This is a genomic window from Vibrio sp. 704, from assembly GCF_033339295.1.
In genome coordinates, this window is the sequence record NZ_JAWOUH010000001.1 from 684,437 (window position 1) to 707,575 (window position 23,139).

Genomic DNA, 23,139 nt, shown 5'->3' on the forward strand with positions numbered 1-23,139 from the left:
AGTTAGTTGGTTCCATTACACTTCCTGCTAGACTGCTCTATATCACTCTTTAATGGGTATCCGCTCAGATAATCGGACACTCCCTTATATAAATGACAGTAAACCAGTTGCTGTGTTCGTTTGCTTTTCCCTAGTATGATTAGAATAACAGCACCAGAAAATAATCAACTCTCACAATGTTAGAACAGTCATATCACAAGCTTTTAAAAACTACTTTTGAAAATGCACTTCTTCATCTCTACTTTAAGGTCAGTGCGTCTCAAAACTTTGTCAAAGAAGTACAACGCAACAAAATCCTCATTGACTTCTTAAAACCAAAATTGAGAGAGCAACGCTATTCACTTATCAAAAAAAGCTAAAAACCATCTGCTTAATGAAAAACAAATTTGGGTCAATCGAGAAACACTTAAATGGGATTATTCAACAATATAGCTCAATCAAGAGCAAGAATGATGTAGACAAACTCTATGACTTGCTTGAGCAGTTCGAGAAGGCAGGGTTTGAAACAAAGCTGATAGAAGAAACTCCAACACAGAATCAAGATGTTGTTTATTTAGATAGAACACACATTAACCATTGTTTCGATGAGATCGATAATCACCAAATCGCACCAATTTCTTTACTCATTCATACAGAACAACTAGACAAGTTTACTCAATGTCTTGATGAACAAATCCATTTTAAATATGAAACTTTTCAAGTTAACGAATCGTTGAAGAACTATCACTATCGCCTACATCCTACATCATAAATCTCTGACAAGCGAAGGTTTCCAAAGTAGAAAAGTGTTTATAATGAAGGCGGTATTAGAGACTTTCAGATTTTTATTCTTTGAGATAAGACAAATGAGTGTAGTTATATTAAAAGCCAAGCTTGCACAGCAATCAGAAGACTGCGATTAACCTGATACTGAGATAAAACTTTAGCAATAAAGTCGTAAAGTTTTTCATATGTGTATTTAAGCCTGGCCTTTTTCAATATTTAGATACTACAGACGATTATTCGATCTTTGCTATGAAATCGCAATCAGGGAAAATGCCAAATATAAAAAACGTATTTAAAAATCTTTTTGTCCATGTCTAGTCACAGTGATGACAGGTCATAAACTATACACTCCATAACTCTCACATAATCATAGTAAACGAGGAACAAATGCTTACTTTCGATACTTTAAAAAAACGTCACCGCAATGAGAGGGAAAACTACTCTGAGGCTCTTTCAACTAGAGTACATCGCTCACTGAGCTGGCTTAAGAAAGCTGAGTCATGTGATGACGAAGACTCAAAATTTATTTTCCTTTGGATTGCTTTCAATGCTGCATACGCACAAGAGTTTGAACAAAAAGTTAATTATGGGGAACGAGGACTTTATCAAGAGTTTTTGACACGACTTGTTGAATTGGATACTGAAAATTTATTATCACACATCGTCTGGCATAATTACTCTGGGGCTATAAGATCTTTATTGGACAATGAATTTATTCTAGAAAGTTATTGGAGTTATCATGCAGGGAGGATCACCGAAGGTGAATGGAAGGCAGCCCGAAGTAGATCCAAGATTGCGGCTAACGCAGCTCTTGGACAGGACAATACCGCTTCAGTTCTTTCAATCGTATTTGCCCGTTTATATACACTACGTAACCAAATTATTCATGGTGGAGCAACTTACGGTAGCTCCGCGAACCGTAATCAACTCCGAGATTGTACTAATCTGTTGGAAAAGCTATTACCAACTATAATTAAAGTTATGATGGATTCTAGCAATGAATTATGGGGAGACCCTGTCTATCCGTTAATACAAGATTAAAAGTTGAGTTGAGCTTGAGGGCATTTATATGTGCCCTCAATCACTTTACTACTTTATTCTTTTTGTCAAGTTTGATAAACAGGTGTCATACACAAAGTTTAAGCTTATCCTCTCCAACCATCTGAAGAATATCGCTGTACTCTTTCAGAGCTTGTTCTTTATTCTCTAAGTCTGCTCTCAGCTGCTCAACATTAGACTCTAAATCTCTAATAAGCGTGGGAAGAAACTTTTGTTCTTCTTTTGAGATTTTTCCGAGCATTTCAGAGCTGCACTTTGCAACTTCCTCATTGATTTCCGTTAGCAACAAACCAACCACCCTAGCCTGCTCTTGTCTCAGTTTTTGGATCTCTTCACCTTCGACTTCATTTATAGAAAACTGTTGCCTGATCGAGTTGATGTGATGATCTAGGTCTAAACTAATTGCAGAAATCGTAATTCGATCAACAGAATTACTCAGAGGCAATAGTATCATTTCAGGGTCGAAATCTGGGTCTGAAAAGTCAAATAAACCTTTTACTGCATGCTTAATATCTTCACGGAACTGATTGATGTTAATTGCTTGTGAGCTTACCTGGTAAAGCCTATCACTTGTCTCAATAACAAAATCTTCTAGCTTTTGTACAGCATCTTGAACATTTGCGTAGGTATATTTGACAGTTCTGTACTTTGTACTAGCCACAGTTTTCCTTGAAAACCAAGTAGACGGACTGAATAACTCTGGATCATAGACCTTATTATAGGTGGTATAAGACTCTTCTCGGCTGCCCGTTTGAGAGTTAATACGCTGTACTGAAACTGAGTCTTGCTCTATTCCCTGTTCCACTTTTCGCAGTGTTTTTTCGATATGTACTCGGTACTTGTCGAAAACCATACTCACCTTTGTTTTCCCAGCATTGATTCGCTCGGCTAATTCTTTCTGCTTCTTTTCAATTACGGCTAAATCACCTTGTAAAAGGTTGTTTTTCTTATGAGTAATATCATCATAAATAGCTGTTAGCTTTTGCAATAACTCTCTCTCGGCACCTTTCATTAAGTTATCGAGTCGCTCGGACATAATTGCATTTTTATTTTCTCGGACAAGCTCCAATTTAGAGTGAACTTTATTGAAATTTGCAACCGCTGCGAGGATTTCAGGAGTAAAAGTAAAATCGTCAAACATTTGGTTCAAACGACTGAGTGTATGCTGCTCTTCTTCACTCAAATCGCTCCCCTTTCTCGCTAAATCATAGCAACGAGAAGATACAAAAATAGGAGGTAATGCATTCTTCAGTGTTTGCATCAAGTGTGATTGACCACAATTATTCAACTCATCTTGGCGGCAGACTGCACTAACTTCGGACTGTGCTTGGTCATTTAAACTTTGCGTCAATGCAGGCAAAGCCTGCTGAATTGACTCATAATTGCTGTACTCATCAAGCAACGCACTGTCGAATAGAGAACCAATTAAGATGATCTCTTCAATACCTTTATTCGGGATATTTTGCGCTAGCAGTGCCATGTCTTGGCTGTCTAGGAATTGACCACAGTAGCTCAATAAAAATATAACGTCACATTGCCCCAAAAATTCTTGTGTACGTCTACCACGAGACACAATCGGGTCATTCAACCCTGGAGTATCAACTACTTCAATATCTTTAAGACCAGGTAAGTTCAGCGCTAATGAAGAGCTTTTCACAATAGGAGTAAACTTTCCATCAGCTCCCACATAAGGTGTTAAGTCAGAAATTAGAACTTCGTTTGAGCTAACTTCATCAATAACCTGCACCTGATCAAGATAATTATCAACATTCAACCCTGAACGTTTTACCATCTGATAAAGCTCAAAGCATGCCTTAGACTCTTCTGGATGATTCGGCTTCAGTGGTGGCCGAACACCTCTTCGGCTTATACTTGAGCTTTGGGAGGCTTGGAAATCTGCTATCAAATCTTGATAATGCTTCTCTTCTTGTTCAACTCGTAGTGCTTGTTCTAGAACTTTGTTCCATTCATTTTTGCTGTAAAACTCAATTTTGGCACTTGGCTCTTGTGCATAGCTAATTCTAGTGAGCGCAGCGGTCATAGGTGTCGCGGCTTTTGGTAAAACTGACTCACCATCAAATAGGAGGCTGTTCAGGAAAGAAGATTTTCCTCGCTTAATCTGACCTACAATACCAATCCTCAAAATGCGATTTTCTTTTTGAGCATTCAAGAGGTCAGCTTCGAATGTGGTACGCAACTGGTTTAATTCTTCAAGAATCTTAGAATCGATCACTGTACTATGATGTTCATATCGTGAATAGACATCACTTATTTTATCTTTCATAGACTTACTTATTAAAAACCCTATATAATGTCCCTTGGATAGTTTTATCCGTCAAAGAACTATGTAACATTAATTCTTTATATTTTTTTATATGATCAAAGTTTTTCATTGTGGTACTATAAATAGAACTCAATCCGACAATATCTGGTCTTCCTTTATATTTTTTATACCCAAAAAGAATACCATTGATATCAATTAGACTACCCTCAGTATATTTTTTTTCTAAATTTAAAATTCTTTTATTTTTATCAACATTAGAGGATATAACAGTTTTAGAACCATCCTCTAACATATAGCGTTCTAGCTCAGTGATCCCAAGACTATTATAATAATATTCTATTAAAGCACTATCGTTAATTAAATGCGGTAGTTCTATATACAGACTTTCATTTAACTGATCATAACCTAGTTTGATTGAGCTTAAATTAACATCATTCATATCAGTTGAAATAAAAATCCCGTTCTGAACAGTCGCCTCCCTTCTACTAATTTTTGATTGTAACAATGGCAGTAAGACTTCATTATTAAATCCATATTTAATTTTATCTTTAATATTAGCTAATATTTTTCTCTTAGATATTTCTTTACTTCTCTGAGTAAACTCATTGAAGTTAACTTCATAGTATTTAAGAATGTGGCTAAAGAATTTAGGTTGTAATAAATGAGTATTGAAGTATAACGCGCCATCTTGCCAATTTTTATTTCTGACGCGACAGAAAAAATCAAAAATATCGCTATAGAGACCTTTAGAAACTTCAAATTGCAATGCCAACTCATCTATAATATTTTTTTCTGATACTGAAATATCTCCATCACGAACACTAATCATAAAAGCATCGAATAAGAAAAGTTGCGCGATAGGTTTACGTTTAAAATATTTCAAAATACTTTGAACTATGTTTTTGTCTGGCTTGTTAGCAAAATCCATACAACTATCAATAATAGATTCGTCCACCTCTAGAGATATAATTAAAGTTAATAAGTAGTTTTTCTTTTCTTCATGCATATCACCGTTAGCATTCATTATTAATGCTAACCCTTGTAAATAGAGCAGCCTCTCTTCGAGGGATAGCTCTTTAGCTGCATGACTTTCAAATGCACAACTTTCTTTAGCAGCCTCTTTTATTGTTGATAAAATATCTATCATTCTCTTAACTCTAACCTAACCATGAAACTCTTACTATATATTTTACTTAGAACTTAGTTATCTACAATTCGACAAAACTATAACAAATCCACTTCTTTTAATGAGCCTTTAGAATCTTGATCATCGAGTCCATAATCAAGATCAATATCTCCATCTCTACTAAAGAAAGAGTACGAAATTAGACTAGCCATAGTCCCCTTTTCATTTTTCTTATCCTGGTGAATATACTCATAAAAATCAACTCCTATTTTTGATGAGTAAATTTCATCACTCCCGAAAATGTCATACTTTCCATTATTGACATATTGAAAAAGTTTATTACCAATAGCTATAAACTTGCCATTTTCAAAGTTTGTAGATAATTTCAACTTTCGATTAGATTCTTTATCAATTTCTCCATTAATTATATTATTACTATCAAATAAAACCTCAAACATTTCAATGTTACTAGTATTCAAATAATTTGATACAAATGAAATTATGATTCTATCTGAAATATTTTCAGCATTAGCCAAATATAAGCTCTTGCTTTCTTGAAGGTAACCAAAACCTACTGTAGAAAGTTCACATTCTTTTTCCTCTGGGAATATGATTTTCCCCATGAATACTTTCACTTCACCTCTATCAATTCCAGATTGAATTATCGGTAATACAACATCATTATTAAGTGTTATCTTCATCTCATTGCTTTCTGATAAAGAATTTACACGGCTTTTGAAGATTTCTAAAACTCTTTTATTTCTAATATTTTTAGTACGCTCTAATAAATCCTCAAAATCGACTTCATAATAATCTAACAAATGTCTAAAATATTCTGGGTTTAACAAGTGACTCGAAAAATATAAAGAACTTTCTTCCCAGTCTTTATTCTTAATATGGCAGAATAAGTCGAAGATATCTTGATACGTCCCTTTTAAGACTTCTAATTGCTCTGCAATCTTATCAACTACTGCTTTTTCACGCTCATCAACATTTTCATCTCTTCGTGTCATCACTAATGCATCAAATAAGAACAATTGAGAAATCGGTCTTCGTCTAAATGTACGGAAAAATGCTTGAACAGTATCTTTGTCAGGACACTGCGCAAACTCGACAACGCTTTCAAGAATCGATTCATCCATCTCAAATGATTTGATTAGAATACGGATAAATTCTTTCTCTTCATGGTGGATCACACCATCAGCATTCATTACAAGCGCTATACCTTGTAAATAAAGTAAGCGCTCTTCTAGACTAAGATCTTTTGCTGCATGGTTTTCAAAGGAATTAGCTTCTTTCGTCGCTTCATTGATGATGTCTAAAATATCTAGCATAACAGACTCGCAATTAATCTTTATCGATACGTTGTTTTAAGGTAGACACATAAACTAAAGCTTCCGTCAGTTTTTGCTTTGTTTCTTCCAATATGTCTGATTGTTTTTTGTGTTGCTTGTTCAATGACATAAGTTGTTCATTATGTGCTCGTAGCTTCTGCTCAAGAGTAATATTGAGTTGTTCACTGAAGTTCTTCATTACTCGGTTCAGATGCTCAGCGACCATATCAATGATTTGGCTTGTCGCCTCTGGGATAATCTGACCACGAATCTCTTGCTCGATCTGGTGGTCTCGTTCTGTTTCATTACTTCTTTTCTTGCCAAGTAACCCACCAAAAACTCCAACAAAAATTCCCACAATTGGATTTAACATTGCAATACTAATTCCACCAGCGATTGTGCCTGCTATTAGAGAGAACTTTTCTTTTTCTTGGGGAGGGATGTCTAAATGAACACCAATTCCTTCTAAAGAGACGGTAACGTTACTTTCTAGTTTACGTTTAAAACGCTCTAGCTCTATTCGGATTAGTTCATCTATCTCTAGTTGCACCACAGGTCGAACAATACTTACAATAGAGTCGGACAGTGTATTACTTTTTGCGGCACTTACTAGGTTAAGCGTATTGTTAGATAACTCAGAGCTAACCTTTGACGTTATTTGTTCTTTACCAACACTGCACAGATTATACTCAAGCTCATTTAGCATAAGTTGAAGACTTTGCTTTTCTTCATTAAAGCTTCTTTCCAATGCGTTGATCTTCTCTTCAATTTCAACAGCACTATTTGACATGTATGAATTTTTTGTTTTCAGTGCTTCTTCGATGCTCGTTATCAAAGCTAATATTGCAGACTGGTAGCGGTGCTTTAACAAGTGGTCGAACTGACTTACAGCGTTATCAATCATCACCTCAAACCCCTTAATTGAGTAGAGCTGCTTATCTTGTGTTTCGATACTCATGACATCAAAACTATCTTGCAATCTTTCACTTAACGTTAGTTTGAGCTGCTCCACGCTCTTCACTAGTTCAAATTCCGATTTACGAGCAGATTTAGAAATTAAGCACCCTATATCTCTACTGTAGTCATAGTAGATCTCTTCAAGGCGCTCCATCACGCTATTATCAAACGGTATATCTGCGGGAAACAACGTTACGAAGTAATCACCACGCTCCAGATACGTCGCTATTGCTTTCTGGTGCGCCACATTACGAGCATCAAACCCTGGCATATCAACTAATATAGCCCCCCTTCTGTTCTTTAGACGTTGGTTATTTAACTCAACTGTGATGTGGGCAACATGGTCGCTTGGTTGAAAACTATGTAAGGTGTCAAGTGGATAGACGGATACAGGGGTGTCATCAACATAGTGAACGGTGAACTGCTCTGTCATTCCGTACGTCAGCTCAGTTGCGACAGCTGTTTCTGCTGCTATATTTACCTTAAGATAGTCATACCCAAGGTAACTGTTTAATAGACTACTTTTACCTGCTGAAAACTTCCCAATAATTGGTATGACAACTTTGAAGTTGCTAATTCGAGAACGTACAAACTGTAATTGTTCCTTCACACTATCATCATTCAAGTGCTGACTATTGATATCTTCCAACTGCTCAACAACAGATAACCATTGATACTGTAGCTCTGAGGCAACGACACCATGATCAAGTAATAGCGTATCCTTGCAACTCGAGTGGATCGTGGTTGCCCTACGATCATTTTGGCGTAATGCGTGTAGCAGCTCCAAACCAAGTTCTTTAGCTGGGCGAGGAGTAAATAAGTTCAAACTTAGATCTAACTCAAGTTCACCGATAATATCTCGCTCACTCTCAATTTCGTTAGCCATTTGAATACCTCTCAAAAGAGGGTAATCATTTTGTTTACTGCTAGCGATTGGAAGAATGTACTCACCTTCAACATTATCAATAAGGTTGCATTCTTGTGACTGTAAAATTAGAGTCGCTGGAACTAACTCTTCTTCATCAAGCTTTAATAACTTTAACGCATTTATATAGCGAGCAAGTTCGTTAGTCTCCCACGTACGTCCAGATGTCACATAGAAACTGCTCGTCAAATTAAGAAGTGTTTGATATGAGTTGGATGCTAGGCCTTGTGCTGTAGCTGTATGAAACCAATCATTAATAATTTGATTTCTTTCCAATGCGTCAACTCTTTGTGAAACATTGACTATTTTTTGAGACAATTCAGACTCTAGCACTTCGAAACCATGTTTCATAAGGGTCAATGAGCGGTTAAGTCTATGCTCAGTCATCTGAATACTTCCATATAAAACATCAACATGCTTCATCAGATAACTGGTTTTATTCGATAGGGACGCGACTACCTCCATTGTGAGCATATTCTTATGATTCAGCTTTTGTATCAGTCTTTGATTAGCATAGATTGCTCTGCTTAGCCCATGATTCACTTCAGACTGTCGTACACTATTACTACCCGTAAGATTGCCAATGATTCGACCGAACCGACTTTGCTCTAATTGAGAGTTTATTATCCCTTCGGTTGACGCAAGTGCAGTAATTGATGAAAAGGCTTCGTTAAGTAACTCGGTTGAATTACCTTTCATCTCTTCAATCAACATATCGATACTATTATCAATAAAGGTCTGCTCTTGAGCTTCAATTTCCATTGCAACTTGCTGTGTGACTTGTTGAAGGCTGTCATAGGTTTCAAAGTGCCCACTTCTTAACTGCTTATTTAGCTCGACACTTTGATCAAAATCTTTTGAGGCATCAGCCAGCTTATCGACCACAGCAACAAATCTCTCTTCAGTATCTTGGAAATCTTTAAACTGCTCTAAGATACGATTCACGTCCTCATAGCCTTCGTCTATCAATTTCCCTGCATTTTCTGGAGTGAAGTTAAGCGGTGCAATTAATCCATCAAACTCTCTCGTGGGCACGATGTTCCAAAAACGAACATTAGGGTACTGCTTTACCGTTTGAGCTAACTGTGGGTCTCTCTCTAGATATAAATTGATAATATGAGTACAGTTATGCTTTTCAATCAACACCTTGTAAGGTGTGTTATCACTATATTCACCAGGCAACACCCCACCATCGAAGTAAGTTGTTCCATCAATATCAATGCCATCAAAGACAATAGGAATCGCTGCTGACGCGAGTAACCATTGAACTATACTTGTCGGTGTTTTATCCGTTAAATCAGGGTATTCAAGCTTTCTGGTACTAGAGTTCAGCGCACAAACATGGAATGGAATATCACTTTGGCAGACACCATCACAAGCACCGCTTTGTTCAATCAAGTGCTTTAAGCCACTTTGATTAAACAAACCTTGTGATTGGCTCAGCCCTGTTATCGCCAGTGCAGCTCTAGCAGCCAATGAAGGGGTAAACAATGTACTAGCAAAAGATGCTGCTTTTCTTGCAAGGTTGTCTTTATTTAAAGACATGATTTGATCTTTAGATATTCCACGCCATAATTTTTCGGCTGCTTCCACATCACCCTTAACAAATAATGCACCATTTAAGCCACCAACAGAAGTACCAGCCACAGCTTCAACGTTTTTATCTAGACCAAACTCTCTAAGTGCTTTCCAAGCGCCAACTTCATATGCGCCTTTGCCACCTCCACCCGAGAAGACAATACCTAATTTACTCATTATTTACCTTATTAATCGAAACTGACTGATACTAATGACTTTTTATCACTAATAATTTGAACTTGTACTTCTTGTGATATGTAGAACTGCTCCGATTTTATAGCGGGTGCAGTCTTGGCTATAACTATCATTAACACCATAATCTCTATTTCAGGAGCATCATCCAATTGAATAGACACGCCAATCGGACTGATCTTGACCACTCTGCCTTGCAGGGAGTCAAGATTCGCCATTCCAGAAAGAACCTTTAGGTCACCTTGAAGAAGCGCGTCAAAAGTCACTATGTCTCTCTGTATCCGATCTGTTTTTATTTTCATCGAGTTTAATTGCATCACACTTGGACTACTGGCCAATGCAATTTCTTTTAACCTACACACCTCAATCAGTAAACCTTCGATGTGGGCATAAATTTTTTCTGAGTCACGTTTTTGGTGATGAAGAATATCTAGCTGAGACTTAACCTTTCTGTGAAAATCAGCTAAGTGCTTTTTCTTATCCCCTACTAAATTTTCATCAAAAATAAGCTCATTTAACGTACCAATCGTTAGTTTCAGTGTTTGTTGAGTAGCCAAGTATTCTCGGTGATATTCTTCAAAGATTTTTGAAAGCTGCCATTTCAATGTTGAGCCGTCACTCCCCTGGTCTACTTGAGCCAAAAACTCTTTTAGTCGATCACCGTGCGCTGAGATCTCCATATTTTCTACCGAAGAGTACCCAATCACATCTACAAAACTTATCTCGGCATGTTCAAGATCAACTTTGGCTACTTCGATAATGCTTTTGACTTCTGATTCCAATTTCTTATCAGTCTTACTCATTACTACCAAGACTGGCTGCTCTAGCTCCAGGCCTTGAAGAAAGTTGATATCTTGTTGGGGAACGGTACCGCTTTGACTATCGACTAACCAAATTAGATAATCTGCCGCTCTTAAATGAGTGCGAGCAATATTTTCATCAATCTTCTTTTGGTTATCAGATTTGCTATATCCTGGAGTATCCAAAAAGATCAGATTGCCATAATGAAAAACCTCTCTCTCAACAGCAATCATTTGCAATATATGACTAAAGGTCACTCGATACTTTTTGTTGAATGCATGGCAAATCGCTTTGACTGCGTGTTCGTCAATTTCGGTCTTCTTTCCAAAGAAATTCAGTGCATCAATGCTGTTCGAAACCCCTTTGAATAAGAAAGTGGGTATGGACGTAGTTGGAGTCGTGTCTACAGGAAGAAGTGAAGGACAACCTAAAACAGTATTGAGAAAACGTGTTTTACCTGCACTAAAAGAGCCTCCAACTGCCACAGTATGACTCTGTTGTAACTGAGGAAATGACACCGCTTCTTTAAGTAAATCAAACCACTCAAGAAGTCGAACATAAGCACTTGCACCGCTAGTATTTTCACTCTTTTCTGTGTGCGATAAAAACTTTTGATTAATTAGCTTATCTATATCTTCTAAAATTTGATCACTCGGAGTTCTTACCTCTGGTTTTGCGACTAAGCTGGCAAATAGTTCCAACCCAAGATCTGAATCTTCAAGATAACGATTAGATTTACCTGATGATACCAAAGGCGTTGTTTCTTTCTTTTCTTCTAGTGATGCTAAATGACCATTCATCAAGCTATCTATATCCATCTCATTTAACCTTTCAAATACTCAGTTATGCGTTGTGTTATAACTAAGTCACCAAAGCCAGAGAGCCATTGAGCTAATAGCTTTGAGTCAACTACAGTTGCTGAAATTTTGTATATATCCCCCTGTTGGGTAATGTTTTGGTCTGTCGAGATTGGTGTTTCCGAAAGAAGCAACGCTAACTCATTTTTAACTTCAAGTTCGAGGGAGATCTTCTGTCCTTCGCCAAAACCAAACCTTCCATCAGCATCATACTGGCTTAGCTTAAACTCTTTTGGGCGTTCAAAACCGAAAGATGAAACAGAGGCTTTACTTACCCGATGAACTGCGATGCTCCGTTCGTTGTCATAGCCATCAAATCGACAAACTAAGTACATTCGTTGGCCTTGCTGAGCCAAACCTAACGGCATCACCAATGCAGACTTTTGAACTTGTTTAGTATTGTAATAATCAATATTGAGCAAACGATCGTGATATAGAGCTTCGCTAATTGCGGAAAATACCTTTGTGACAATTTTGGGTGGCAATAGTGGTTGAGTTTCACTCACTACTCTCACCTTTTTTAGCCACTCTCTTTCTCTAGAGTTTCCACTCGTTGGGTTGAGTTTGTATTTTGCCTCTTGAAAAAAACCATCAAGTGACGCTGTTATGTTAACTGGTAAGAGCTTAATCAAATACTCTTCTGCTAGGTTTAAAAGCAATGCCTCTTGTGCTGACAGCTTAGGTAGCGTCACCCCCCCAGCTTCTTTGTTCCAGCGATATCCATATGGTTTACTTCTTTCATCACGAATGATGTCAAAGTGTTCACAAAGCAGTTCTAAATTCCGCTGAATTGTACGGAGTTCCCTCTCTATACCGATATGCTCTAGTTGCTGGTGAAGCTCTCGTGCCGTAACTTGATGTGATTTTGGTATCCGCTTTAGCAACTCAAACGCTACAACAAGAGACTCGTGAGTGCTCGTTCGTTTGGCCATACTTAGTCTTACCTAATTTTTCAAAAACTGATGTCTTTATTCGATACAACTGAAAAGAAATGATATTTCATATTGTAATGTCATACCTTTTAATGAACTCCTTATACCTCAATATGCAACCTTTAGTTAAGAAACAGGCAGCCATATACCTAACAAATTGACTATAACGTGTTATATGTCAAATTGTGTCGCACCAAACCGCTTAAAAAACAATCACCTTGAGTGATAGAGCCATTTCTAACGCACAGAAAATCTCTTGTTCTATGTGACACATGGTGTCGTACTTGAATTTAAGATCACTTCTATTAAGGACACTTTTAACATCGGAGTGCATAATGTCTGTTAATACGTGTGATAAGAATGTCTCTGCTGACCCCCTTGATATCAGCACAATTAGTAAAGCTACATGGCAGGATCTAATCAATCAGATACGTTTCTTAGAACTAGAAAATAAGAAGCTCAAGGATAGGGTGTGCTCTTTAGAAAATCAGATTCGAATAGACTGCTTAACTAAAGTTGAAACTCGTGAATACGGGATGACATACTTAGAAATGTCTTTAAAAAATGAACAATTGAACTCACTAGGGCTAGTCTTTATAGATGTCGATCATCTTAAAATAATCAACGATACAGAAGGACATGTGGTAGGGGATAAAGTTTTGTCTTATGTGGGTAGTGCACTCAAGAATATTCAGAAGCCTTGCCAATCTATCTCACGTTATGGTGGCGACGAATTCCTTGCGGTGCTACCCAATGCAACACATCAAGAAACCAATGTATGGTGTAAACAACTCCACGAAACACTCGCAAAACAACGACTACCACTTGCTCGTTCATCACTTTCCATCACCGTCACTACTGGAAGTTATGTTTACAACATGGAAGGCGATGAAAAATTAACATCGAACCAATTAATCAGTTTGGTTGACCTCGATATGTATCAAAAGAAAGGTGGTCGCATTCGTTAACGAACCATCCAAAAACTAGGAACTACCTGGGTAAGTTAAGAGTTAAGACATACGAATATTGATCGCTTCATCACAATACGTACTTTGTTACTTAAAAACTTCAAGGATGTGTCAGCAAAACCTTGACAAATTTATGCCCAAACCGTTTTAGAGCCTGTCTCCAATGAGATAAGGTTAGCTAATGGGTTAACCACCAATTGAAGTTTTTAGAAAAAGAGAGGAATGTATTGCTGTTTCGAGCCATTGGTAACAGTTTCTAGCAATCACCTTGGACTTGGTTGCATATGACCGCATAAGATAAGACATACGGTTTTATAATCAACTTGTTCAGAGTGGAGCACAAACATCACAATGGCAGTTTTATACAGTAAATTATACGAAGAACTTCAGCTAAGACTTTTCAAAAACATTAACCCAGAACACGCTGAGTTCATTCAGTTCCACTTCCATAAGCTGACTCCTCAAGTGTTAGAACGACTTCGAGTAGTTGGTAGGATAGACCCAAATCGTTCAGCTTACTTCCCGTGTTCAGACGAAGATGATTTTAAAATCTCTGTTGCTCCCTTTCCTATTACTGAAACATGCTATATCCACTACAAGGGCACCTCTTACGTAGATGTAGTTCTTAAGGCAAGCAACAAGTATTACTATGTGATTGCTCTCTGGTTACTTTGGTACGATGAGAACAAGCACTCCTCTCTTGGCCGTGAAATTGTAAGAGCGTTCATCATCAATTCTATCGATGTAATGAATGAGGAAGCACTCTTAACATCAGATGGTATTCAAAGCAAAGTAAGCCCAAAGGAAATGAGAAGAAAAACCGTTAGGTTTTACGCTAATGTTTTTGATTTCACTAGAATATATGGTCATATGACTACGCCATTTAAGGGGATGCTAAAAGCTCATACCGTTGATAAAGGTGTCAATCTTAACAAAGTGGGTGAACTTGTCCTTCAGCATACAGATGAAGGAGATCTGGAGCGATTTAAGAAGCGCGGTTTTAGTAAATTCAATAAAATATTCGAAGTACTTGCGGAAGCGAGTATTGAGGATAGTTTTCGCCTAGGAGGACTCTTGCTTCTTATAAAAAACAGTAAAGACGCAAGAACAATGAAAAAGGTAGTAGTGGATCTTGCTCTGAAATTGAATCAAAGCGATCTCAATGAGGTAGCATAGTGGTAGATAGCATTCTCGATTTCTCAAAACACTTACTTTTAACTCTTATTGCCATACTCGCCTTTACTGCCGCAATAGGGGCAAATGCAAAGCTTTTTTTTACAAGTGTCCTGCTTATCTTGGCTATAATATTTGTCATGATCAGTGCATTCTTTTGCTACAAAGCATTTGAAGTTGTAATCGATTCTAAGATAAAACAAGAATCATACAATAATGAAAAACAGAAAAATAAAGCGCCATTGACTGATAAGGCTAAGAAATCCTTATTTTGGAAGATACGCCTTCAGTTTTTTACTAGCTTACTCTCATTGGTACTCATTGGAGCGATGGTTGTGTTTGAGACTATTGGCTTTACACATGATAGCGGCCTTTGTGCGGCCTTAGCTTCAAATGAGTGGTGTGAAAGTACCTACGGTTACAGCTCTTTACCGTCAGAGACACGTTTACCCCCTCAATCGGAAGAAGTAGACGCTTTACTCCTCAACCTCCTCGCAAAAATGAAGGCTATCTAACGGTATTGTCGTTTCAAAGGTGTCAGGTGTCGTTCAGCTAGTTAAATCCTTGCGTAGTCCGTAAATGTTGGTATTCATTGTTTGCAGTATTCATTGTTTGCAGTATTCATTGTTGCTTCGTAGCACAGAAGTGCCCCAAAACGTTTTAGGCACCTTCTAAATCTCAATTATAACACCTTTATTTGACCTAATTTTCTTTATCCAACAAAGTGTTTAGTGGCTGTTAGTTAGGGGCATGAAATGTCATTAGAAGAAACAAAAGCTAGTTTGCTAGCTGCAAGCGAAACAGCAGATGGTTTGCTGGCACAGATTAATGATTTGTATATCCAAGAAATACGAACTGAAGAGAAAATCTTAAAGGAGGCACTGTCTGAGCTACATAACTCAGGAGAGATTGATCTTGTCGAGATAGTAAGAGGAGTTGATAAAAGCTCCAACGGATACGATTTTTTCACAACTTTGCATGCCTTTGAAAGCGCGTTACCTTTACTAAATGCAAGTGTTGACGATGTTCTACGTTGCTTAGTTCATCTTACGCAGCAGGGTGGTAGTAGTGGCGTATATGGGGCCTTTGAACGTTTCTGTCGAGCGCAAGCCTCTCGTCCTAGATATAGTGTTGGATTTATCTTGGCACAAAGTGAGCTTAGTACATATGCCCCTTTTCTATCCAGTTCAATTCTCGCATACGACTCAAATCATGTAACCGAAGCTATCCAGACGATAGAAAATTTGATTGCTGATAGACATGAGCTGATCAGGAGACAAGCATATTTTACTTTGGGGAGGCTGGATGTAGGTGAAACTCAGGCTAATGTCATTTGGAGAATACTTAACAACAGTGCTAGAAATGAGTGCGACAGCGATTGTTGTGCTTCGATACTGAAATCAATGCTTTGTTTTGGACAAACATTCCCATCTTATTGGCAGCCGATTGAAGATATTCTACTGACGTTTGTTGAGGGAGCTTCTCCAGAGGTTATCTATGAGATATCAGATATTGTCGCCTTTCAAAGAGTCGCCCTACCGCAGAGTGTTCTTGAGCTTCTGGTAAAACAACTTTTCAATGTTTCACCTGAGCATAATAGCACCGTCAGCAATATTAATTATGTGTTAGTTAAATTGGTTAAGAGCGGTTCAACTTCAGTTGCAGTCGAATTATTGGAATCAATCTTAGCTGTAGGTGTGGAAATCACGGATTTAGGCTATTTATCTAATGAGTTACTGCGTAAACATCGAGATTTACTTAACCACATTATTACAAGGTGGTTCCTATCTGGAGAAGTATCACTTTGTCATGGTGCTCTGGATTTACTTCATGATGTAACGGGCAAGGACATTGAACTAAAGGCTGATATGGCATTGCTAGATGATGAAGTGAAGCAGATATTTGTGAGTCACAAGGCTGTAGGTTGGCTCTTTATGCGCCCTATATCAGCAGCAAGCTTCATTCTATCTATTTGCGAAACTGCTTCGACAGCTATAAGTAAAGATTTTGAACAGATTTTATACTACCCCTTGCTTTTGAGTTATCCTGGACAGCTTAAGCGATTCTTCCAATCATGCATTGATAAAGGATTTCAAGCACATCTATGTGAACATCTTCTCAGTAGACTACAGTCTTACCACTCTGATATTGAGAAAGTATCTGAATTAAAGGAGCTAATGGCACCCAGCGAAAATATAAATGTTTACTGGAAAGAATCCAACAGGCATATGCAGACAGCCTACGAAAAAGCATCTAGAGGATCGCTTATTGACCATCTGTGCTCAACAAAGCAGATTTTATTGTATGGTAATAGCTCAATTTACTATGTACATAAGGGGGACGGAGAGACAATTCGGCAAGAGATGCAAATGCAGTCTTTTTCTCATTCTACTGAAATGCCAAGTTTAGACGTCCTGGATCCAGAGTCACTAGATTATATGTTACGACTTTACCGTTGTGAGAGAATGAAAAATGAAATTAATTCTTAAGCAATACTTAGCTTCTCTGAAAGAGCGTAAGGAATTAGATGCTGTGTTACCCGATTTATTGAGTAGCATGGGAATGAATGTGTTCATTTCACCGACTCGTGGGGTTAAAGAATACGGCGTTGATATAGCAGCAGTTGGACATGTTAAGGCGGAGGAAGAAAAAGTTTATTTGTTCTCTGTTAAGTCTGGAAACCTTACTCGTGATACTTGGAATGGGAATACAGATCAAGCTCTTAGGCCCTCGTTAGATGAGATTCAAGACTCATTTATCCCTAGTCGCCTGCCTCCTGAACATCGGGATAAAAAAATAGTCATCTGTTTATGTTTTGGCGGGGATGTTAACTCTGGTATTAGGCAGGAAGTCTCTGGGTATGAGAAACGGAATACACGAGACAATATTTCTTTTGAGGAGTGGAATGGAGATAAACTCTCAGAGTTCATTCAAAAGTACTTGCTGAAGGAGAAGTTGTTGCCTAGCTCCTGTCAGGCTTTGTTAAGAAAATCCTTGGCTTTACTCGAAGAACCCGAGAGTTCAAATAAGCATTTTTCACAATTAGTTGATGAAGTTCTGTCAAATGCCACTGATTCCGATTCTGTTGCATCGGCCATAACGCGGGTAAACGTTTGTTTATGGGTTCTGTACTCATGGTGTCGTGATGGAGGGAATCTAGAATCAGCATATCTTTCGTCGGAGCTAGCATTGCTGTTGGCTTGGAATAAGGTCAAAGATCACTACACAGGAAGGAACAAGTCCTCGAAATCGTTTGATAGCATTTTAGATACATATCAACAGATTACTGATTGTTATGTAGATCGATGTTTAATTCCATATGTTGAATTTAAATACGCTCTCTCTCATGCTGTTCATTCGCCAAGTTCTATTGATGTAAATATTAAGCTATTTGATGTTTTAGGACGTTTAGCGGTTAAAGGGCACTGGATTTTAGACTCACTGTCCAAGAATTACGTGGAAACTCCACCTATAGCTGGAGAAAGCGAAGAACAGGAAAAATTACGGCTTCGCCTCAGAGAAATAACGAGGTCAATTAACCTATTGGTCGTTAATAATCCAATGTTGCTATCGCCTTACAAAGACTCACAAGCAATTGATCTTGGTCTCGCTTTAACTTTGCTTTCAAATAATTCAGAACTTGATGATTTTGTGCGAAGTTGGCTCTCGGAAATGGTCAATAGGTGCATATTCTGTTTTGAAAGTAATGGCATGTATCCAATCGTTCACAACTCTTACGAAAAGCTGCTTGAACATCGAAATAAAGATAAAGCCGATAGTAACTATAAAAATAAAGTTACGGAGGCTAGTGTTTTGTACCCGCTGTTAACGGTTTTTTGCTCTCTGTATAAACTAGATTCAGTAAGCCAAGATTTGGAAAAGTTTGCCACAGAAAAACTGGCACATAGCACGTTACAATATTGGTATCCAAACCAACATAGTGAGGACGCTATGTACTCTAACTCTGATACGCATGGCTCTGCATCAACTGACTTTCCTATGAATAGTAGTTCAGCGCTAGAGCATATAAAACAAGAATGTAGCGAGGCAGATTCATTCAAGAAAATGTCAGCTGTAACTGAAGGAAAGGCTCCGTTAGTACTAACAGCTTGCCGCTGCTACCGATATCCAGTTCCTTTCCATTATCTTGAGGACTGGTTCACTGCATCTGAGTGAATAGCAAAGTTTGAGATTTTCAGATCCTTTTTATGGAAACTGAAATGCCATAATTAATTGAGATAGCTTTATCTCAATTAATTCAAGTTTGGCTAATTTAGTGAAATATATAACACGTTTGTGTCCAGAGATGCGCCAGCGTTGATCACGGCAAACTCACCTTTGCCCCATTCGAAGCTAGAACTGTCCTGTTCCCCCGTTTCTATACGAGGTTATTTGACCCAATTTTTCTTATACCACAAAGTTTCTATGGGTTTGGTGGTGATTCACTTGTCTGCTACAGAACTGTTCCAGTTTTTCCAAAGCGTGAAACATACCCCTTTGCATCAAAAGTTACATGATGAGACCCGAAGTGAAAATGGACAGTATTCTTGGATTGAAATTGCTCTAAAATATACTGATTACCTCTTTCACTAGTTGCTGTCATAGATGTGTGAACATTATTCGGTGAATCTACACAGAAACGACTCATCTCTACATCTTGATTGTTTATAGTAACGACACTTTTTCCCAAGTAGTCATCTTTACAAACTCTGAACCCATCAAGCTGGATAAAGTTGAAATACATTCTAAATTTTCCCGATGCAGATTGACCAGGCTCTGCTATGAATAGGTAGTCAGGGTCACCAGTTTGCTCTGATAACCAACCGATAGCTGATGATGCCTCGTTTTGGATAAAGTTACCTGTAGATACGTAATCGGTGGTAATGGTTTTTGCAACAGCTAGAGATGGTAAGGTGCAGATAACGGCGAACAACTTCCATTTTTTCATTGGGTTACCTTAGGACTTTCAGTACGTGATATTGTCAAATTGTTAATTAAATCATCGAATTGGATGCTATTGCTGAGGAAGCAGTTCTTCTCACACTCAAAGTGTTCATATATCCTCTCTTGACAGTCAAATTGGATGCTCTCACAACTGTTGTTGGTCATTCTATGTTTATTCCGAATGATGTTCTCAAGTTTGCTCACTCTCTGATTCACTCTTGGATTATGAATAAGTAAAATTATGGCTAACTCAATTTTAACTTTCAACACCTCAACTAATCCGTTAGATACTAATCTAGAGGGATCACCAAAACGTTTATGTCCAGTACAGAGCTAGCTGGCATAACTACCTCAGATCTGCCCCAAAGTTGCTTAGACCTTTTACTCACTCGCATCTGGTTCATGGGGTGTTGCCCGACTAGAAGTTATCCATTCTTCTGATACTGTTAGTCGTGAATCCCCGTGTTGTATCACGGGGTAAATTCAACGTAACTTCGTAGTATGCGGACTATAGCTTAAAGTGTCTTAGACTAGTTCATAAGCTAATTTAGCGATCGATTCTGTTCTTGTCTTAATCTGCTCTTCATTCCAATTGTCCAGATCAAAATCATCGCTATTCACTTCATCAACAAACTCTTTAACTAAAATAAGCTCAGACTTACTGTAGTAGCTTAGCTTTTCTTTAGGATCTTTGTCAGCTATATCACCATTGATCTCAGCACATAGAGGCAATATGTTACCCACCATTCCAATGTATTCGTGACCTAGCTTTTGAGGAGCAATATGCTCTAGTGTATACAAGTGTGCAGTTAACTCACCTGTTTGTCGTTTTTTGATTTGTAAATGACAAGTTCTGCACAAACTTGGAAATAAATTCACTTTCACTAGGAACACGATCTTGTAGTTTTTCATGTACCGACTTTAGAAGCTCATTAGCATCTCTTTTATTTGTACAGTTTCTTAATTCGATTAGATTATCTAATTGCTGAAAAAGCAAATCCTGCCCCTAGAACTTCCCTATTGTTCTTAATGCTCTATTTTTTGATGCTACGTTACTTACATTTGAATCTATGGCAGACTTCACTCGTGAAGAAGAGATCGATTTTGGCACAAATCAAAGATATTCCCTTCATATTAGAGGAGCCTTTAGTGCGAGGTTCGGCTCGTTATTCTAAATTTAAACCTTAGCAGGAACATGTTATTATGGATGGAACTGTTTACACGGCCCCCCTTACCAGTGGTGTCGGTAAAGCCATCGTGAATCGATTCGCTTCGTGATAATTAGGACTAAAACTGAGCCTTACTGAGAAAACAAGTTTGATGATAGTTTTCTTCCACATCGTAAATAGCTTTTTTTGGCTCAGAAATATCGCCATTCGTTTTAGCTAGCTTAGCAACTCGTAATCACGTCGGTGTTATGTGCATGATAAAAATACCTATGTCCCGAATTAAGCTCTTAGCACGTTACTTTAAGTATAATATCTCGCCAGTTAGTCGTATATTGCGGAGTTAGCCATTTCTCTTCGCATGCCCCATTTCTGTTCTATGCCTTGGGAACAACAAAAGAAGTATCAGTGCGCTTGATTTTAGTATCAAAGTAGCTATTGAAGCAGCTCTTCCAGTTCTTTGCCCACTAGTATCACAAAAGATGTATAGATTGCTGTAAGACACTCTTCGTTTCCACACCTATCAATACGAACAAAACCTTTAGATGCAAGGTCGTCAATAGAAATCGAAAGTTCTTCGACACTGCGACCTGTTATCTCAGATAACTTCCTTACATTATTTGCTCTATCACGAGAAATCATATACAAAAGCTTAATATTTTCGTTAGTTAAAACCTGGGCCAGCTCCGTTAATGATGTAAACCACAAATGAGGAAAATTTTCTACATGGTTTAATTTACCAGCTGAAACATCCAACATATACTTACGAACTAGTTCTTCATCGGCTATTCCAATTCGAGCTTTCATAGTCTGTCCATATCTATAAAATATAATACTTCCCTTTAATGGAAAGAGAAAACAGTGATAATAATGATAAATTACAGTCGATTTCTCAAACCTTATTATCTAAATCTAATTTCATTAAACCGCACTATTATTACTCACTACTTTTATAAAGCGCAATAATTTTAAGAACATCAGCTGTAATATTAATTGCTTTAGAGCCTGATGGTATATCCATCTTATCTTGGTATTGAACCCAAACTTCACCATTTTTTGATATACGGATCATTGCAAATGTTTCGTTAAGAAATGACTTATTGACGCCAAGCTGCTCATGAATATCATCATTCATAATCATCCCTATTACATGTTGGTAGCAGAATATGATGAATATTAATCCATGATGTTCAGAAAAACAATACTATTCATCCATTATGTTTAAAAATGGACACTTGAATATAATATGAAAAGCCAGATCTTTGATCTGGCAGATATCAATGAGGTTTTATTAAAGACTGGAACACAAAGACTCTAACACCTTTCTTTCAGTGCTTAATTTTTTAACTCTATTACCAGTCTCAAAACTGTCTATTTTACTCATGTGTTTAACAAAACGATCAGCATTTGCTTTACTTGAAATTTTGAAGTTAGATAAATGATTGTAAGTCTTAATTTTATCAGTTAATTTTTTATCATAGAAAAGCATATTCTGAAAAAGAATATCAGGCATAACGTATGCGTCTAATACTTGTTTAATTCTGTACATTGACTGATACAGATCTTGTGCTTCTACAGCAGTCAAAAGACCATCTAAAGCAAGCTTTTCAACAATATCTGCAACATCATGGATTGGCTTTGATATCTTTGCCGCCTCTTTCTTAATTCCAGCTCTGTCAATATCGAAATAACCACGGCATTCATTCACTTTTGCTTCATGATATATTCTATAATAAGATTTGTGTTTAGCTATAAACTTGTCGTAAGCCCCTTTGGTAACATTATACTCCCCTGACTTTACACATTCAGTTACATCGTTTTCTAGAAACTCTTCAAATGTATACTTTGGAATGTCATCAATACGTTTTTTGGCAACAATGACAACCTTATTCTTAGGACAGCTATTTCTTACTTCTTCATCACATCTTTTAATATTTAGTCGAAGATAAAGAGTCATTCCTTTCCTATGTCGATACGGAGTGAAGTTCTTACCATCATCAAGTATATTATTTCTTTTCTTATCAATCGCGACATTCATTGCATCTGCATAATTAGCCATAACTTAAACCTTACAATTT

At 37.5% G+C, this 23,139-nt stretch carries 17 protein-coding genes and 1 pseudogene; 7 read left to right on the forward strand and 11 right to left on the reverse strand.

From position 1 onward, the window contains the following. Window positions 1-176 precede the first annotated feature (176 nt). Together R7R24_RS02855 and R7R24_RS02860 are read left to right on the forward strand one after the other, a co-directional pair. A pseudogene (locus R7R24_RS02855) lies at window positions 177-751 on the forward strand (DUF2913 family protein). A 401-nt stretch (window positions 752-1,152) separates the two neighbouring features. Beyond that, a complete protein-coding gene (locus tag R7R24_RS02860; protein ID WP_005376151.1) occupies window positions 1,153-1,806 on the forward strand; it encodes a HEPN domain-containing protein in 654 nt (217 codons plus the stop codon). 85 nt (window positions 1,807-1,891) lie between these two features. Here the strand turns inward: R7R24_RS02860 and R7R24_RS02865 are convergent, their stop codons facing one another. From R7R24_RS02865 to R7R24_RS02890, 6 genes are all read right to left on the reverse strand, one after another. Beyond that, complete coding sequence (locus R7R24_RS02865) at window positions 1,892-4,108, reverse strand: dynamin family protein (protein WP_005376149.1); 2,217 nt, start codon at window positions 4,106-4,108, stop codon at window positions 1,892-1,894. 4 nt (window positions 4,109-4,112) lie between these two features. Beyond that, complete coding sequence (locus tag R7R24_RS02870; protein WP_054579587.1) at window positions 4,113-5,255, reverse strand: TerB family tellurite resistance protein; 1,143 nt, start codon at window positions 5,253-5,255, stop codon at window positions 4,113-4,115. 77 nt (window positions 5,256-5,332) lie between these two features. Further along, window positions 5,333-6,568, reverse strand: a complete 1,236-nt coding sequence (locus R7R24_RS02875) for a hypothetical protein (protein ID WP_005376143.1) — start codon at window positions 6,566-6,568, stop codon at window positions 5,333-5,335. Between the two features lie 13 nt (window positions 6,569-6,581). Beyond that, window positions 6,582-10,205, reverse strand: a complete 3,624-nt coding sequence (locus R7R24_RS02880; protein WP_005376141.1) for a patatin-like phospholipase family protein — start codon at window positions 10,203-10,205, stop codon at window positions 6,582-6,584. A gap of 11 nt (window positions 10,206-10,216) precedes the next feature. Next, the gene (locus R7R24_RS02885; protein WP_054579588.1) at window positions 10,217-11,839 is read right to left on the reverse strand and encodes a dynamin family protein; all 1,623 of its coding nucleotides are present in this window, start codon (window positions 11,837-11,839) and stop codon (window positions 10,217-10,219) included. A 5-nt stretch (window positions 11,840-11,844) separates the two neighbouring features. Next, window positions 11,845-12,810: a helix-turn-helix transcriptional regulator gene (locus R7R24_RS02890; protein WP_005376138.1), complete on the reverse strand. Its 966-nt coding sequence runs from the start codon at window positions 12,808-12,810 to the stop codon at window positions 11,845-11,847. A 335-nt stretch (window positions 12,811-13,145) separates the two neighbouring features. Between R7R24_RS02890 and R7R24_RS02895 the strand changes: the two genes are divergently transcribed. The 5 genes from R7R24_RS02895 to R7R24_RS02915 all read left to right on the forward strand — a co-directional run bounded on the left by R7R24_RS02895 (window position 13,146) and on the right by R7R24_RS02915 (window position 19,127). Next, entirely contained in the window at window positions 13,146-13,778 is a 633-nt protein-coding gene (locus R7R24_RS02895) for a GGDEF domain-containing protein (RefSeq protein WP_005376136.1), read from the forward strand. Between the two features lie 351 nt (window positions 13,779-14,129). Then, window positions 14,130-14,954 (forward strand): hypothetical protein, encoded by an 825-nt coding sequence (locus R7R24_RS02900; protein ID WP_005376134.1) that lies wholly within the window; start codon window positions 14,130-14,132, stop codon window positions 14,952-14,954. After that, a complete protein-coding gene (locus tag R7R24_RS02905) occupies window positions 14,954-15,466 on the forward strand; it encodes a hypothetical protein (protein ID WP_025605171.1) in 513 nt (170 codons plus the stop codon). The genes R7R24_RS02900 and R7R24_RS02905 overlap by 1 nt, the downstream gene beginning before the upstream one ends. A 240-nt stretch (window positions 15,467-15,706) precedes the next feature. After that, window positions 15,707-17,440 carry a hypothetical protein gene (locus R7R24_RS02910; protein ID WP_005376130.1) on the forward strand — a complete coding sequence of 578 codons (1,734 nt, stop codon included), beginning with the start codon at window positions 15,707-15,709 and terminating at the stop codon, window positions 17,438-17,440. Then, a complete protein-coding gene (locus R7R24_RS02915) occupies window positions 17,424-19,127 on the forward strand; it encodes a hypothetical protein (protein WP_005376128.1) in 1,704 nt (567 codons plus the stop codon). Before R7R24_RS02910 ends, R7R24_RS02915 begins: the two co-directional genes overlap by 17 nt. Before the next feature lie 277 nt (window positions 19,128-19,404). Here R7R24_RS02915 and R7R24_RS02920 read toward each other — a convergent pair whose 3' ends face one another. The 5 genes from R7R24_RS02920 to R7R24_RS02940 form a co-directional block, all read right to left on the reverse strand. Beyond that, on the reverse strand, window positions 19,405-19,899 hold the full coding sequence (locus R7R24_RS02920; protein ID WP_054579589.1) for a hypothetical protein: 495 nt from the start codon (window positions 19,897-19,899) through the stop codon (window positions 19,405-19,407). 521 nt (window positions 19,900-20,420) lie between these two features. Beyond that, complete coding sequence (locus tag R7R24_RS02925; RefSeq protein WP_005376121.1) at window positions 20,421-20,807, reverse strand: HNH endonuclease family protein; 387 nt, start codon at window positions 20,805-20,807, stop codon at window positions 20,421-20,423. A gap of 689 nt (window positions 20,808-21,496) precedes the next feature. Beyond that, window positions 21,497-21,868: a hypothetical protein gene (locus R7R24_RS02930; protein ID WP_005376119.1), complete on the reverse strand. Its 372-nt coding sequence runs from the start codon at window positions 21,866-21,868 to the stop codon at window positions 21,497-21,499. Between the two features lie 130 nt (window positions 21,869-21,998). Continuing rightward, window positions 21,999-22,196, reverse strand: a complete 198-nt coding sequence (locus tag R7R24_RS02935; protein WP_005376117.1) for a hypothetical protein — start codon at window positions 22,194-22,196, stop codon at window positions 21,999-22,001. Between the two features lie 156 nt (window positions 22,197-22,352). Then, window positions 22,353-23,120 carry a hypothetical protein gene (locus tag R7R24_RS02940; protein WP_005376115.1) on the reverse strand — a complete coding sequence of 256 codons (768 nt, stop codon included), beginning with the start codon at window positions 23,118-23,120 and terminating at the stop codon, window positions 22,353-22,355. Window positions 23,121-23,139: the final 19 nt, after the last annotated feature.